The organism is Paenibacillus provencensis (genome assembly GCF_042678545.1).
Classification (GTDB): Bacteria; Bacillota; Bacilli; order Paenibacillales; family Paenibacillaceae; genus Paenibacillus; species Paenibacillus provencensis.
Genome location: NZ_JBHTKX010000001.1, coordinates 1,989,468 through 2,004,970 on the forward strand (window position 1 = coordinate 1,989,468; position 15,503 = coordinate 2,004,970).

Sequence of the window (15,503 nt, forward strand, 5' to 3'; positions counted from 1 at the left end):
TCTAAATCAGGCCTCCCTTAGTGATCTCTATAATTCTATCGAAAATAACCTTCATATCGTCTCCCTTAAGGGACCTTGGATCAATATCGAAGTAACCTTGCTTGACACCGTAATCCCGAGTATATATGGCAATGTCTCCTGTACGGAGCTTCTCTGCCATTTGTACTGCATTTATGCCGGCTTCATCTGCATTCACCTTGATTCGTCCCCGATAAATAAGTCGTCCTGCCTCATCCTGTACGATGCTCATTTCGATTCCTGCGAGTTCAGATAATGCAGCAAGCTCCATTAGAGACTGCTTCTCTTCTTCGCTCCGATCCTGTTTGACCAAATATTCGTCCAGTGCCTGCAGCAGACCGAATGAGGACTCCTTGCCAACCTTCATGCTTCTGCCTATTCCGTACAGCTGTACTTTAAGCCATTCAATATATTTGCTTTTGCCGGCCACGATACCGGATGTAGGTCCTTCGATCGCTTTGGAGCCGCTATAAATAACAAGATCGGAAATGGATATATAGCTCTTCAAATCCTCCTCAGCTGCCGCGTCAATTATAAAAGGAACCTGATACTCTCTTGCCACCTCCCATGCTTCAGCAGCTGTGATCATGTTCTTCTGAACACTATGATGTGATTTTACATAAAGAATTGCAGCCGTTCGTTCCGTAATCGCATCCTCCAGATGCTCCTGCTTGCCTTCGTTCGCATATCCGGCCTCTACCAGCCTGCCTCCGCCCAAATAAATCATCGTCTCTACAGGTGCTCCATATTGGACGTTGTGACCTTTCAGCATCACAATCTCATTTTTGCTGATCGTCTCTTGATGCAGCTTGAGGCTTAGGGCTCGATTTCCTTGAGTAACCATAGCTGCCACTGACAAGGCGATGCCGCTAGAAGCTGAATTGACAATCGCGGCTGCCTCTGCACCGAGTAGGTTCGCAATATGCTCTCCTGCCTTGTTCGTTAAATCACTAATTTCGACGTACTGCTGTCCACCTTGCTTCATTGCCTCCATTACGGTGTCAGTCGGTGCAGATACGCCGAGAATGCTCATTCTGCCGCTTGCATTAATCACTCTTTTTAATCCGTATTTATGAAGAATAGAAGTTTCCACCTATGATTGCTCCTTTCGGTTGAATAACGGATTCGGCAAGACGTGTATCTCCATTCGAATCGATCATTGTTCTTGACTCAGGTACCACTTCAAACAAAGTGAGATTAGCTTCATCTCCGACTTGAATTCGTCCCAGCTCCGGCCGTCCAAGCCAGTCTGCTGCCCGGATGGTCACCCGATCTATAACTTCGGCAAGAGTATAGCCGATGACCATAAATTTAGTCATCACATCGGCAAGACTGTGCACAGGACCATTCAGGCGATTCCCTCTATATATGTCTGAACTGATGGTATCAGGATGGACTCCACAATCTTTGGCAATCTCAGCAACACGAAAGGAGAAGCTTGCCGTTCCATGTCCGACATCCAAATGTACTCCGCGACGGATAGCCGATTTCAAATCGGGTATAAGCTCATTCTTGTCATCCAAGATGTTATTGGCTTTCCCATGGAGATAATGAGTGACGATATCTCTTTCTCTCAGCCCGTTCAGCACTTCATTGATGCCCGGAGGGCCGGAACCTATGTGGACCATGAGTGGCAGATGGACTTGTTCCGATATGCGAAGGGCTGCATTCAATGGGATTATCCCTTCTTCTTTGACTACACTTCTACTGATTCTCGCCTTGAGTCCGACGATAAAACCGCTGTATCTGGCTGCTGTCTCGACGGCTAATTGCTGGTCGATCCACTCTGCTCTGCTCAGCTCATCTTGCCGTAAGCCCAGGCCAATCCGAGAGATATTTAATAAGGCAAGCAATCTTGTCTCTGCTGTCCTGCTCAGGCGATACAGCTCCTCCATATGATCCGCACCGCAGCTTCCTGCATCAAGAATTGTAGTAACGCCTTGGCTCACGCCGATCTTATCCGCGTCATCACCATAAGGCTGATAGGTATCCATCGCATGGACGTGCATATCAATCCACCCGCTCGATACATATTGACCTGAACAATTTATAATTTCATCCCCTGCAGCTGTTCCTGATTTCTCTATGGCAGCGATTTGCCCCTGCCTGAGCACCAGATCAAACCTCTGCTCCGAATGAACGGTCCTCACTGAACGAAGTACTCGCGTATGCATTACAGCCTCCTCCATCTCCATGTCCTTCCGCTTTTCACTAGTACCTTAACACAGATCAAGTTTAAGGTAAATATAACGTTATAATGTTTGAATGATTTACAGCCATACCAAAAAGACGTTTTCTCAATTGAAAACGCCTTGATTACTTTCATTACCTTGGTTACCATAGCTATATTTTATTCAATATACCTGTAATGCACCTATTATATCCCGAACCGTTGCGATGGGTTTCGTTTTTTGAACTTCGGTTCTTCAAACAGGATGCTGAAGAGTAGTGCGAGTAAGAATAATTTGTTTCATAGAATTTATGATCTCTAATATCGATACCCCGGGTTGGACAATAGAGATTTCAAATTCTGTTTCATAACCAGCTCTCACCATCTTTTTTAACATATTTAAAGTTTGTAAGTTACCTTTTTCAAATCGTGTTTCACCATAACTTCTCTGCCTCGAATTTTCCCTTTCAATCATTCTTTGTATTATTTCTAATACATTATCATTCCACATAATTGATTTTTCAGCTTGGCCGCATATTTCATATAGATCTGAGACACGAGCACCGGGATGCTCTCCGTGTGAATACTTACAATGATAAAGATGAAATACTATTTTTTTATGCTGCATATCAATTTTAACTGAAACAATATCAGCAATTTCCCCTGATCCATCATCGTCAAAAATAATGTCTGAACTTTGATCGACAATATTATGTATCGTAGCGTATTGTATAGAATCAATCTTTCTTCCTCTTCCTTGAGATTCCGATTTAATATTGACCCCAAGATCAGGCCAGTTAACAGCCTTAAGAACATCTGATGATAACTTAATACCACTTTTTGGTTTGATAACTGTTTTTAGATTTTCCTGAACCACAATTACAGTTCCATCACACTGTATGAACGAAATTTCTGGTGAAAATTCATACAAGAAATCAGTCATTTTAACAGTACTCTTGCCTAATTATGTTTGAACACAACGAGACGAACTATACCCTCTTTTTATTTGAGAATAACCCTTAGGATAAGCTTAAATTATTCCATATTTTCACAGGCGATTATATAGCGCCAGAGTATTCCTATAACTGTATTTCAGAGAATAATTTTAAAACTCTATCTCAATTTAGTAAGAAATTTAATTCGTAGCTCTTTAATAAGAGATTCCCTCTAGGAATGGTGGCAGTGGCCACCTTTTTTATATTATCCACTCAGTCATTTAATTTGTTCAAGATAATGCGTGACGTTACGTATTATAATGTAGCAATATATATTCACCATAAAAAAAGGAGGTGAAACTTATGGATTACCAAGTGATTGGTCAGCTAATTGGAAGTGTAGGATTTCCTATTGCAGTTTCTCTTATTCTATTACAAACAGTTCTTACTAAGTTCAATAAGCAAATGGAAGGTCTGGAACAACGCATTGATAAATTAAACACTTCAATTGACTCCTTAGTTGAAACTATTCATCATGATCCCTCAAGTATAAAGAAAGTAGGTTCAAAATAAGTTGTATTCCATAATAAAGCAAGAAGGATCAGATGATAATTATTCATCTGATCCTTCTTCTATAAATACCACCTATTGTTATAGAATTCATAATGTACTTTCTTTAGCATTAGTTTCAATCATTGAATCTCGTCATTAAAAAGCTCTAAGTTATGAAACATTACGTATCAAAAATTTGAAAATTAGAATATAAAATAAGACAAAAAGAGGGCTATATATTATAATAGTATTAGACAAAAAGAGAACGTAAGTTCGTATAATAAACAAAATTCACTACCTAGGAGGTACTAAATCTATATGGATATTACTAAAGAAAATTGCGAAGCATTAAAAACCCTTCCAGCAAGCGTTAAAAAGTTCATTAAAGATAGAACATTATACTCAGATGACCAATTTCTTACTTATAAGCATGTTAAGTCAGATAAAAACAACTATGTTTTACTAGTGATTGAAAAAAACCTTGAAGAACCCTTCGAAATATGCCACGTTTTTAGAGGAGATTACTTTAGCAAAGACTTTACATATTACTGGATACCTCTTGAAGAATTCAATTTAATTTCTAATAGCTTAAAAGAAATTACTCTTTAACTTCTTCCGATTTAATTCTATTATATTCCTCTTCTATGGCTCTACTTAAATACTCAGTAGCTGTCATTTTTGATTTCTTTGCAGCTTCTACTAATTGTTGTTTTATATAAACTGGTATATCATAATGAAATTTTACTTTATTACCGTATGCCATCTAGTTTTCTCCTCCCATTTCATTAATTTCACTATATTTTTTTTCAATGATACGTATTAATAGTTGGGTGGCAGATAAATCTTGTTTCTCTGCCGCCTCAATTAACATCTGCTTTATTTCAGGTTGAAATTCATACGGTAACTTAATTTTTGGTTCAGACAAATGCCCATCCATAGTTTTTTCAGCTTCAATTGCAAATTTTATAAGTTCTTCAAAAGATAGCTCGTTGTTTACCTCCGCACCATACCTAGGAAGTACTCGCAAAAGATAATTTTTAAGGAGCTTTTGATTTTCTTCTGTACACTCGATTTGTAACTCTTCGCCTTTAAAACTAAGATTACAATCTAAAGTGTAACCAAATAAATTAATGGAGTATTTCATATTAGTCTCCTTTTATTTTAATGTTATATAGCGCCATGTAACGCCACGCAATATTAATTACTAAAAATGTTTTATTAAATCAAGAAATTGTCGCAAGAAGTTAAAATCTAGCTGCTTAAAATTCGAATTTAACTAGCCTAAAACCAGTTTGAGGATTCAGAATATACCACCTCGAAATTCAAAATAAACTACTTTCCTATTCAAGTTTAAGTTACTTCTATGGTCTAGATGATCTATCTAAAATCAAAATCACCTACCCTTCAAGATTACTAACAATCTATCCAAAAACTTTAGATATTCCACCTCAAACTTAGGAGACTAAACATATTCTAACACACTTCATATTAAATAAATTTAGATCCTCTCCTTATCTATTTTATTTATTTAGCTATTATTTAATACACTGGAACTTTCATCTTAAACTACCTCAAATTATACTCAAAAGTTTCATTTAGCACATCTTTTTTTACAATAAATGTAAGTATATTACTTGCGATCAAACAAAACAAAGACTTATCCAAGAAGCTTACAACAATGGAATGTCTCTACAATTATATATAGAGGATCACTTCAATAAATTTTTTGAGATTGATAAATAATATGTGAAGAAAGCGACTCAATTTGAGTCGCTTTCAGGATATTTTTTTGTCTTCAGACTACTTATATTGAGGAGTTAAAATATATTAAAAATTTCTGTTTCTGCTAGCGAAATATGTCCCATTATTTTTTTCTACAATTAATTGCTTCTCTAAAATCAATATAATAATTAAAACCTTGGAAGTATGATTTCAGTAATTCCACCAAAACCTCAAGTTCCTCATATTTTAATAAAGAAACATCATCTAAGTATGACATTACTATATCTTTATCTACAGGATGATCTTCAACTGAAAGTATGGTAGTTACCTCTATATACTTTAGTAAACTTGAGTTCTTACTAAGTAACAACCCAATAACTTGATATTCATTGTACCTTGTTGTACATAAGATGTTTCTAACATAATTATCTTTTCTACTACTTGATTCCTCTAAAATACTATAACCTTCAGAAATTAATACTATGTTTCCATCATATAGATTTGAACCTTCTAGCACCGATTCGTAAGAATTGTCAATTTGTATTTCTTCATACGTTTTTGTTCTTCCAACATGTATTATTTTTAAATAGGTATATTGTTTATACTGTAGTTCTAAATCTTGAACTACACTTATATCTCATAAAAAGTCTAAATAATCATTTAGTATTGGTAAAACAAAAACTTTATCAAACGACTCTACATCAATATCATAGTAAATATCAAGCATGTTTTTATATAAATCAAACTGTGAACTTTTGAATATGTTATTTAAAATATTCTCTCTTTGAGTACTATGATGGTAAATAAAACAAGCCGAAAAATAATCTATAAAAGACTTATGCGCCCATTTATAAGTAAGTCCATCTTTTACTATCAATGGTACTGTATTAATAATATCTTCAAATATAAGACTTGTATCAAATTCTTTTGAATACGATATTTCTTTAGCTTCATCAATCAACTTGATAAGCTTATCCTTACTAAAATCATTTTTGTTTTCTCTTAAGCATAAAAATCCAAATGATCTTAAAAACTTATGAAGTCCTTCTTTCGTCAAGCCTGATTCTTTTCCTCTCTTCCAACCACCTTTTGAATAATCATGGTCTTCAAATAGAGCATCATACACTTTTCTATAAAAGTCTCCTTTATTGATAGGAATATCTCTTTTGTATTTATAAGTAATATAGATAAACGAAATTAGTAATGGATTTCCTAAAAATTGTCCTAGGTCAATGAATTCCTTAGATTTTAGAGATTTACGCAATTTTTCAATTAGAGGTTGAGCAATCTTTACTTTTGATTTATAATCATATTTCCTTAATAAGCTGTACGATTCTTGTGGTTTAAGCTGTTTTATTACCATTGTCTGAAAGTCACCAAAACTACTTAATGCAACATCTGGTCGAGATGATAGAAAATAGATATTATTCGATGCTGCTGAAATAAACTCTATAAGCTGAGTTGTAACTTTATCCTTGATTTGAAGAGGTATTTCATCATAACCATCAAATAGGAATACAAAACCTCCTTCCTTTATTAAGTTAAGTAATACCTCACCATCATTTATTTTTCTAACTTTGTTTATGCTGTTTATAATGCTCTCTATCAAATCACATTCTCCTGTTACCTTTCTTAGCTCCAGAACGGATTACTCTATTACACAAAAGGGGAAAAAGGTAATACATTTAATCAACAAAGACTTCCATTAGAAATTTGTAGACATTGTGGTGGGGATATACGAGATTACGGCGGGTATAAAGATCAACTTAATACAGCCGGTATCAATCTGACAGATGTATGGTTTGATATCCCACCAGTAAGACATAGTAAATATAAAACAAGAAATAGTAATGAGTTGTCTATGAAGCTACTTGAAAGAGTCATAAGTCTTTCTACAAATGAAAACGATATTGTTTTTGACCCTTTTGGTGGTAGTGGCACAACCTGTATGGTTTCTGAAGTCTTGAAGAGAAAGTGGATCGGGGTGGAAATTGGGAGTGTAGATGGTATTAAATCACGCTTCGAATCAATTGATACTCAAAGAAACTACATCAAAGAAATTCAGTCTAACAGTAATAAGTTGTTCACAGAAGATATGAGAAAAATTCGATTGAAAAATGGACACTGGCTTCCAGAAACCTTAGAGAAGAACAAAAAACAAAAAAAGGTTGATGAGCAACCTAAGCCTTTAGAAAGTGATACTCGATATTGAGTAACGATATAACTTTTCAAGAACAAAAAGTAAAAGTGTCTACTTCTTAGACACTTTTACTTTTTCATAACAAGTTATCATCTGAATATAAGCTTGCTGGATTAGATCCTTCCTTGTACTAAATAATCAATTGTGGGGATGTCAGCAGGAGCCCACTTCAGGGATTGTATCTCCTTTAGAGAAACCCATTTAATTGTCTCATGCTCCGTTACAGAAGGAATCCCCTTTATGATTTGAGCATGTAGCCCTTTGTCCAAACTGCCATAGAAAGATGCATATCCTAGATTTACATACTGATGTAGATAAACTTACTCAAATAGCGTTAGAGGAAGGAATCGATAATGAAGCAAGTTGATGTGGTTGGGGCAATCATTACTAATGAGAATAATGAGATCCTTTGTGCTCTTAGATCCAAACATATGTCCCAGCCTGGGTATTGGGAATTTCCTGGTGGTAAGATTGAAAATGGTGAGGATCATAAAGAAGCTTTAGTTAGGGAGATTAAAGAGGAGTTACTATGTATCATTGAAGTGGGTGAGTATATTACTGAAACTATATATGAATACCCAAATGTTAAGGTTAGATTGTTTACTTATTATATGATGCGTTTCTAAGTAAGGCTCTCCGAGCTTATTGTGAAATGGAGCGGGGTTCTCGCATAATTGACAACTACCTTGTGCACATCGCTTCGCATATTCAGCAACATAGGGATCTCTACTGTAAGTGGTGTTGGATCCTCTTCTTTCTATAGAAGTTTTGCGAGCATGTTTAGCCCGTTTTTCTAAATCTTCAACTCATTTTTCCTAGCCTTTTTTTCGTGCTGTTGTTTAGCTGCCCTTACTAATGTATCAGGAGGTTGATAATCCCGTTCTTCACCTGTGAGTCTGATTGGAAAAATCCATACTTTTCTTATCATTCCTTCATCATCAGGTTGTTCTTCCTGATACACTTCTCCTGCCAATTCCACTTTTCCTCGATAGGTATACTCCATTCTCTTATAAACCTCAAAAAGAAAACATCGATCCCATTACTTTTGGATTCGTAAAGGGACCTATTTTGCAAAAAAGTTTTGCTCTGATCTCCATTTCTACCCATACCTGTATAGTGTAAAATATCGCTAATCCACCGATCATCATATAAAGATTCTACATGATTCGAAACAATAACCAGTGAATTCGTCTTTATTGATCTTCGCATCCCTCCTCTTTGAGCGCATTTAAATAATCTGAATAATTGATCATTACTTATTGTGTCTCCTGCTCTCAACTCGTGCCAATGTGACATAAAAGCCCCCTATATTTCTAGTTCTACTACTAAGTATACATGCATCTGATTTTATTAAAAAAAACACATGTTGCTTGATAGACTACGACCAAACAAAATATTAATTTCTCTGAAGAAGATCATACTCTACCATTTTAGAATAGTTGACAGAATAGGGCACTTAAAAATAACAAATAAATTTTACTAAATTATATTGCGTAACGATACGCTATATAATGTAATATCACTACAAGAAGTTATCTTATTTTCGTTGAGGGGCGAAAAACAAGATAACACCCTCTTCTTGATAGGCCACCAGACTAGTTAAATCAAAATTTTAACTTTCGAGGAGGAATTTTATATGGCAGTTCATTACTCTTATTCACAAAAGTTAGGTTCACCCCCACCATTTGCGGCATATGGTCCCCGTATGCAGATTATAAAGACACATTTAAGCAATATTAAATCAGAAACAATACCGAGACCTATTTCTACGACGTCCTACATGGGTATAAACGGTGGATTTTTCCGTCCTGTCTCTGATGATGCATATAATGTACCACCTGCTCAAGGAAGTTCAATTGCATATTGTCCTGAAGATGAAAACAAAACCGTAAGCTACCAGGGAAGAACACTTGCTAGAAACTACAATTACAACGGAAACAGCAGCACTAACCCCATTGCACGTAAGACTATGGTAGTCTATACAAACAGTAGTGGTAGTACTAAAGCTGCTTATGTTTACGCAGCAACTCTTGGTGAAATCACTTCAAGATTTAGTAATATCAAAACCGTTATCGGTGGAAATAGCTTTGCTTCAGCTGACTGGTTTCCTACAGTTTATAATCTCCCTGCACCTAGAACAGCCATCGCATGGGATAGCAGTGATAATGCACATCTAATTGTAGTTCCAGATGCTATAAATATTCCACTCTTGAAAAGTTCTATTGAATATATTGGTCTAAATCCAGAAAATGCAGTAGTGTTAGATGGATCTGGTTCCAGTTCCTTAAGAGTTCAAGTGGATGGGTCATATTCTAAGAGTTTCTATGGAGAGAATAGACATATTTTCAATATGATTCGTCTACGCAATGCCATTTAAGTTGGTCATTCACAAAAAGAAACGGTAGCCCTATATTAGGGCTACCGTTATTTGTTTAATGCGCTTTTTCTTTTAGTAGAAACTTTTTCTCTAAAATAAACGCAAAAATAAGTGGTGGTATGATGGAACAAAGATAGTATGGAAGCCAGTCTGGTCTAAAGAGCAGATATAAAACTAAACTTGTTACTGCTATTACAATTAAATAATAAGTCAATTTTACATAAACGGCTTTTTCACTGAAACGCTCATATGAAACTAACATGACAAAATTAACGACAAATAATATTAGAGATATAGGGATCAAATAACCTAAGAAGTATACTATAAATCCACTAAAAGAATTAAAGTACCCTTCAAATGTATTGTTAGGATTGATTCGATCAAATATATACAATAATAAAACAGTTAATACAGAGATAAAAATCGTCGCTATGATAAACTTATTAAAACTTTCTCCTTTATTCGAAGCTCTGCTATCCATATATAAACTCCTTTGAAATTTGATGAATTAACTATTTTAGTTTCCATCCATTGTTGCAATTAACCACTCTCCACTTTCTTTATTCTTTAATAATGAATACGTCATCATGCCCTGCTCAATCTCTTTATCTTGATTATTTCTATAAAATGTAACGACTAACTGAATTCGTTCAGCATCTTCATCATAATTGATTTCGTTAACTTCTTTGAATTCGAATTTAACGCCGTCTTCATATTTGTAATTAAACCAATCCATATTAAACTTAATTGATTCATCATCGTACATATTCTCTTTGTATTTATCTTCATTGTGCTCCACAATTGACTCCATATTATTCTGAAGTTTATCTGCAATGTCCTGAGTAAAAAAATCCTTAACATGTTCGGTTAAGTCAAAAGAGATTCCTTCCTTAAATTCTGAAAGGTCGGGATCTTTTTCACTAAATTCCTTTTGATACAAAATTGTTGTACTACCAATCTTATCTGTGGTTGTATTGGTTTTTTCACTTGAATTTTCTACACTTTGCCCATTACTAACCTCTTCATTACTGACATTCGTACTATCTAACGCTTGACCGCATCCTGAAACAACTACGAATGACAGTACTGCAACTATGCTAATAATACCTTTTTTAAATTTCACTAAAATCATCTCCAAACTAATTTTATTTAATTTAACTCAATAAATATATTTCGTAACGTTACGCTATATATTATAATATCAATACAAGAAGTTATCTTTTATTCGTTGAGGGGCGAAGAACAAGATAACACCCTCTTCTTGTATTATCACAAACAGAAAAGGGGAATTCGATATGGGACAAGCATTATATCGCGGAAATACAACGGTTAATGGTGTTAGTGGTGTACACTATATTAGTGCTGACCTTGCTGACGTTTCGGTTCGTTCTATCTCTGGTTCCGTTTATAGTTCCGCTTATCCAGGTATTAATGGTACATTCTTCTCAGGCACTACCCTTGTCGGTATTGCTACAAAAGAAGATGGAGTAGCTGTTAGGGCCAATGGCGCTTCTAATGCAAATGGTGCATACACCCGAAGTACAATGGTAAGTTACAACAGCGGCAGTTCTCCCACATGTGCTGTAGCCCTTCTCAGTCGAATTAGCGATTTTCCATACGGAACTTCTATTATTAACTGGGCAATTGGCGGTATTGGTCTATATTTAAACGATTCCTTTGCCAATGAACAAGCATATATCGATAAATGTGTCGATGTGGAACATGCTAACTCTGTTAACTCCTTTACGAATAGTGGCAAAATTAATCGTACTGCTATCGGTTATAAGAGTTCCAACAACAAAATCGTAATGTTATATCTACAAAGTGGTTCCGCATGGGATTGTAGAAACGTCCTAAAAGCACTCGGTTGTGGTTTTGGTGTTCTTCTTGATTCTGGTACATCGTCTCAAATGAAGGCTAAAGACTCCAGTTTCAATGCAATCCATGTAAATAGTAAAACAAACTCTGTATATAGCATGGTTGCACTTGCGCCTTCGTCTTGGGGCTAATATACTCACTTCTTTCTTTTCTATATGATAAACGTTTCATTAAAATGAAAAGTTGCAAATCAGTTGACAATTACTAACAATTAATCTAATAGTTTACCATTAAGCTAGACCGTTCCTTCGGTCCAGCTTATTTTTGTCCAAAGAAAGCCTCTTAAATGAGTTCCTCATTGTATTCCGAGATGACCGGTATTTTACTGCATCTCTTTTTTGATATTCCGTCCTGCTACTTTACCCTTTTGGGGATGGGAACTCCCTTCAGGAGTAAGGACATCTACATGCTCGTACCTTGAATTGTATTTTTCAATCTCCCCATCAATCAATCTTTATGGTAGTAAAATTTTTTCTTTTTATCGTAAAAATCATTTCCTTATTTCTTTTCCGACCCGTAGGTATTTTATCTTTCAAAAATGGATACTGCTTTGCTATCGATACGAGCTCACCCAGACCTTCAAACCAATTTCCCTACCAGTCAAATCCTCATTAAACTAAGGTTAGTCCTCCTTAGATCAGCCCATTTAATTGGATACTTGTCCCATGAATATCCAGTGTTTTTTCCTCTACGATGTAAGCTTGGATTCAAAAAGACCTTGTTAAAGGAAAAAAAAGCGCCGGAGGAATCTCCCCAGCGCTTTATCGTTTTAGTTATTTTGGACACAAAAAAAGCCCAATGCGGCTTCTTTGAGCTCGCTTTATATGATCTTATCCTGAAGGTTTGATAGACCTCCTCACCGTTCAATTCCACTCTGAATGTCAGCGTTCCCTTGATGGCCTCGCCTGTATGGTTTTCAACATGTGCCTCCACGGACACTTTTCTGCCTGATACATCTGGATAAATCTATACTCCTTTTACATGTACGGCATTGTTGACACGCAGCTCGATTTTTCCAATTTGGAGCGACAATTGGATCACTATTAACAGGGGCAACAGCTTTTGCAGCAAGTGGAAAGTTGATTGAAGTGTTTTACAATGTGAGTGATATAAAAATTGATACTGTATCTAACATGCCAAGCGGAAACCAAAAATTAGATTTTAAACTTAATCTCGGAAGATCAATGACCCGATCAACTACCACTAGCATAGTATCATCTGTTACTTATACTTTGTCCGGAGTACTAGGGATTAAAGTTCGCTTTCCTCCCTTGGATAAGAGGAACCCCATAATAGGGTTACAAGCAGCATCTGCAGATCTGCTATACGTTCTACTTTCACTATCGTTCTTCCCTTCAAATTCTCGCTTGTATGTACTTGGATGAATATGAATTCCGTAACTCAAACAGCATGATTCAGTATATATTAAGTCTTTTCACAAGAAAAATAAATGTTTATAATTAAATACATGAATTTATTTCATGTAAAAAGGAAGATGAGCGATGTCTCTGGCAAAATACGAAATTTTAACGACAGTTGTAGAGCTCCAAAGCTTGACCAAAGCGGCAGAAAGCTTGAATCTAACCCAATCCGCAGTAAGTCATGCCATTGCAAGTCTTGAAGCAGGCTGCGGTTTTTCATTACTTATTCGCTCCAAAGCCGGTATTCAGTTGACCGCGAGCGGGGAGCGAATTCTGCCCTACATGAGAGAAATATTGAAATGGAACGAAATGATGCATCAAGAGATCCAATTACTCAGTGGCATTCAAACAGGTACGGTCCGAATTGGAACGTTCACAAGTGTCTCCTCGCAGTGGCTACCCGGAGTGATCAAATCATTCCAACATGAATATCCCGCTATTCATATCAAGCTTAAAGAAGGGGATTACGGTGAAATCAAGGGCTGGATTGCCTCTGGAGCAGTTGATTTTGGATTCTTGTCGCTGCAAGGCAGATCTACCTTTGATACCATCCCTTTGAAGAAGGATCGCTTAGTATGTATCTTGCCTGAAGGACACGCTCTGGCGTCGGAACCCTCCATTCATCTGGATCAGCTGCGAAAAGAGCCGTTCATTATGCCGAAATGGGGGGGAGATGATGAGATTGAATCCATGATCCGGACGCACAAGGTGAAGCTTAGCATCCGGTTTGAGGTTGCTGAAGAGCAAGCCATTATAGGTATGGTTCAGCATGGGCTCGGCATCAGCATACTGCCGGAAATGGTGCTTGGTAATCTGCCCGATACTATATGCATTGTTCCATTGGCAGAGGAGCCCTATCGCATGATCGGAATGGCTGCATAGTCCTTGTCCGAATTGTCGCCCGCATCTCATAAATTTATCAATTCTGTTCAGGACTGGTTAACGCTTCAGCATCTGATGGATGATCTGGGTCACATCGCTACCTCGCCATAAATGATGATATCGCCCAATCAGCATCAGCCTTCATCTCATATATTACTGTAGTTAAATGATGAGGAGGTAAATGTCATGGGAGAAGCAAAACGTGGCTGTAAATGTGGTGAAGGTGGATATGGTGGTTATTCTTCAATAGGTGCTATCTTGGTACTGTTCATTCTGCTCGTGATCATCGTTAGTACGTTTCAATATTAACCGAATTGATCTCATATTCAATAAATGATGAAATTGATTCTTCTTAAAAACACCGGCACAGCACATGGCGATCTCGGGTACGAGATCGCCTTTTTTAGCTCAACTCATTTAGAAATCTTCATAAACGAGATCCATATTGATCCCTATTGCTGCCTTGCTCCCTTCCGCTGCAGCGATAATTAACTGTGTAGGTGACGTCACCGTACTATCCCCGGCCGCATAGATACCTCTAATATTCGTCCGTCCATAATGATCTGTAATCAAGGCGCCTCTGTCATTCATATGACATCCCATTCTTGGTCCAATCATACTCGCTTGGCTTAGCTGCGGAGTCACAAAACCACCTTCTCGCTCGATGGTTTGACCATTCCTGAACCAGATGGCCTCAAGCCTTCCGTTACTGCCGGATAATTTGCTAATGGGCTGCTCTACGACGCGTATCCCTCTGCTCACAAGTCTTTTGTGTTGTTCTACATTAAGTATCCTCTTCCCATTTGTACAAATAACAAGATCCTTACTCCAGTGATGGATCATCTGCGCGGTACTGAAAACATTCATCGTCTCCGCAAGAAGGACAAGTCGCTTCCCTCTTAGCTCGTACCCATCACAGTAAGGACAGCTAAAGAGACTCTGTCCGTAATACTCCTCAAGTCCTGGCAGCGAGGGAAGAATCTCACGCAGCCCTGTACTTAGCAGCACTTTTCTACCCGCTGTCTCTCTACCGCTGGACATACGGGCAATAAACCCGCCATATACAGGCTGAACCTCAACGACTTCCTCCTGCATCATGCTTATGGATGGATACTCGGATAGCTCCTGATGAGCGATCTGTCTGAATTCAGCAGGACTTGCTCCATCCCTCGTCAAAAAACCATGAGAATGTCTGGTTCGCGCATGCCGTGGTCTGCCATGATCTAAGATGACCGCTCTGCGGAGAGAACGACCCAGCACCAGTCCGGCACTCAGCCCTGCAGGACCGCCGCCAATAATGATGCAATCAAGCATGCCAATCCCCCTTCGTTAAGCAATGAATTTTAGA

The 15,503-nt window shown here is 37.2% G+C and carries 17 protein-coding genes and 2 pseudogenes; 8 read left to right on the forward strand and 11 right to left on the reverse strand.

Annotated elements, in window-relative coordinates:
• Position 1: 1 nt before the first annotated feature.
• The 3 genes from ACFQ3J_RS09485 to ACFQ3J_RS09495 form a co-directional block, all read right to left on the reverse strand.
• A complete protein-coding gene (locus tag ACFQ3J_RS09485) occupies positions 2–1,111 on the reverse strand; it encodes a DgaE family pyridoxal phosphate-dependent ammonia lyase (protein ID WP_251583343.1) in 1,110 nt (369 codons plus the stop codon).
• Positions 1,089–2,192, reverse strand: coding sequence for an amidohydrolase/deacetylase family metallohydrolase (locus tag ACFQ3J_RS09490; protein ID WP_251583341.1), 1,104 nt, complete (start codon positions 2,190–2,192; stop codon positions 1,089–1,091). The genes ACFQ3J_RS09485 and ACFQ3J_RS09490 overlap by 23 nt, the downstream gene beginning before the upstream one ends.
• 252 nt (positions 2,193–2,444) lie before the next feature.
• The gene (locus tag ACFQ3J_RS09495) at positions 2,445–3,131 is read right to left on the reverse strand and encodes a hypothetical protein (RefSeq protein ID WP_251583340.1); all 687 of its coding nucleotides are present in this window, start codon (positions 3,129–3,131) and stop codon (positions 2,445–2,447) included.
• Positions 3,132–3,486: 355 nt separating this feature from the next.
• Here ACFQ3J_RS09495 and ACFQ3J_RS09500 point away from each other — a divergent pair, with 355 nt between their 5' ends.
• Positions 3,487–3,696, forward strand: coding sequence for a YvrJ family protein (locus ACFQ3J_RS09500; RefSeq protein ID WP_251583338.1), 210 nt, complete (start codon positions 3,487–3,489; stop codon positions 3,694–3,696).
• A 297-nt stretch (positions 3,697–3,993) separates the two neighbouring features.
• On the forward strand, positions 3,994–4,284 hold the full coding sequence (locus ACFQ3J_RS09505; RefSeq protein WP_251583337.1) for a hypothetical protein: 291 nt from the start codon (positions 3,994–3,996) through the stop codon (positions 4,282–4,284).
• Here ACFQ3J_RS09505 and ACFQ3J_RS09510 read toward each other — a convergent pair.
• The 4 genes from ACFQ3J_RS09510 to ACFQ3J_RS09525 all read right to left on the reverse strand — a co-directional run bounded on the left by ACFQ3J_RS09510 (position 4,274) and on the right by ACFQ3J_RS09525 (position 7,006).
• Positions 4,274–4,438, reverse strand: a complete 165-nt coding sequence (locus ACFQ3J_RS09510; protein WP_170862377.1) for a hypothetical protein — start codon at positions 4,436–4,438, stop codon at positions 4,274–4,276. The genes ACFQ3J_RS09505 and ACFQ3J_RS09510 overlap by 11 nt on opposite strands.
• Complete coding sequence (locus tag ACFQ3J_RS09515; protein ID WP_091155463.1) at positions 4,439–4,819, reverse strand: hypothetical protein; 381 nt, start codon at positions 4,817–4,819, stop codon at positions 4,439–4,441.
• A 720-nt stretch (positions 4,820–5,539) separates the two neighbouring features.
• Positions 5,540–5,914 (reverse strand): hypothetical protein, encoded by a 375-nt coding sequence (locus tag ACFQ3J_RS09520; RefSeq protein ID WP_251583336.1) that lies wholly within the window; start codon positions 5,912–5,914, stop codon positions 5,540–5,542.
• A gap of 120 nt (positions 5,915–6,034) precedes the next feature.
• The gene (locus ACFQ3J_RS09525) at positions 6,035–7,006 is read right to left on the reverse strand and encodes an NACHT domain-containing protein (protein WP_251583335.1); all 972 of its coding nucleotides are present in this window, start codon (positions 7,004–7,006) and stop codon (positions 6,035–6,037) included.
• Positions 7,007–7,057: 51 nt separating this feature from the next.
• Between ACFQ3J_RS09525 and ACFQ3J_RS09530 the strand changes: the two are divergent.
• Positions 7,058–7,609 (forward strand): annotated as a pseudogene (locus ACFQ3J_RS09530) (DNA methyltransferase); the annotation flags it as partial.
• A 341-nt stretch (positions 7,610–7,950) separates the two neighbouring features.
• Positions 7,951–8,205 (forward strand): annotated as a pseudogene (locus ACFQ3J_RS09535) ((deoxy)nucleoside triphosphate pyrophosphohydrolase); the annotation flags it as partial.
• Between the two features lie 185 nt (positions 8,206–8,390).
• On the opposite strand, the gene ACFQ3J_RS09540 reads toward ACFQ3J_RS09535, so the two are convergent.
• Positions 8,391–8,600: a hypothetical protein gene (locus tag ACFQ3J_RS09540; protein ID WP_379292686.1), complete on the reverse strand. Its 210-nt coding sequence runs from the start codon at positions 8,598–8,600 to the stop codon at positions 8,391–8,393.
• A 633-nt stretch (positions 8,601–9,233) separates the two neighbouring features.
• Here ACFQ3J_RS09540 and ACFQ3J_RS09545 point away from each other — a divergent pair.
• Entirely contained in the window at positions 9,234–9,974 is a 741-nt protein-coding gene (locus tag ACFQ3J_RS09545; RefSeq protein WP_251583333.1) for a phosphodiester glycosidase family protein, read from the forward strand.
• A 55-nt stretch (positions 9,975–10,029) separates the two neighbouring features.
• Here ACFQ3J_RS09545 and ACFQ3J_RS09550 read toward each other — a convergent pair whose 3' ends face one another.
• Both ACFQ3J_RS09550 and ACFQ3J_RS09555 read right to left on the reverse strand, forming a co-directional pair.
• Positions 10,030–10,455 carry a hypothetical protein gene (locus ACFQ3J_RS09550; protein WP_251583332.1) on the reverse strand — a complete coding sequence of 142 codons (426 nt, stop codon included), beginning with the start codon at positions 10,453–10,455 and terminating at the stop codon, positions 10,030–10,032.
• Between the two features lie 36 nt (positions 10,456–10,491).
• Entirely contained in the window at positions 10,492–11,097 is a 606-nt protein-coding gene (locus tag ACFQ3J_RS09555; protein ID WP_251583330.1) for a hypothetical protein, read from the reverse strand.
• Between the two features lie 172 nt (positions 11,098–11,269).
• Here ACFQ3J_RS09555 and ACFQ3J_RS09560 point away from each other — a divergent pair, with 172 nt between their 5' ends.
• The 3 genes from ACFQ3J_RS09560 (at position 11,270) to ACFQ3J_RS09570 (ending at position 14,464) form a co-directional block, all read left to right on the forward strand.
• Complete coding sequence (locus ACFQ3J_RS09560; protein ID WP_251583328.1) at positions 11,270–11,983, forward strand: hypothetical protein; 714 nt, start codon at positions 11,270–11,272, stop codon at positions 11,981–11,983.
• Positions 11,984–13,354: 1,371 nt separating this feature from the next.
• Complete coding sequence (locus ACFQ3J_RS09565; protein WP_311287037.1) at positions 13,355–14,155, forward strand: LysR family transcriptional regulator; 801 nt, start codon at positions 13,355–13,357, stop codon at positions 14,153–14,155.
• A 186-nt stretch (positions 14,156–14,341) separates the two neighbouring features.
• Entirely contained in the window at positions 14,342–14,464 is a 123-nt protein-coding gene (locus tag ACFQ3J_RS09570; RefSeq protein WP_280142847.1) for a hypothetical protein, read from the forward strand.
• A gap of 108 nt (positions 14,465–14,572) precedes the next feature.
• Here the strand turns inward: ACFQ3J_RS09570 and ACFQ3J_RS09575 are convergent, their stop codons facing one another.
• The gene (locus ACFQ3J_RS09575; RefSeq protein WP_091155434.1) at positions 14,573–15,469 is read right to left on the reverse strand and encodes an NAD(P)/FAD-dependent oxidoreductase; all 897 of its coding nucleotides are present in this window, start codon (positions 15,467–15,469) and stop codon (positions 14,573–14,575) included.
• Positions 15,470–15,503 lie beyond the last annotated feature (34 nt).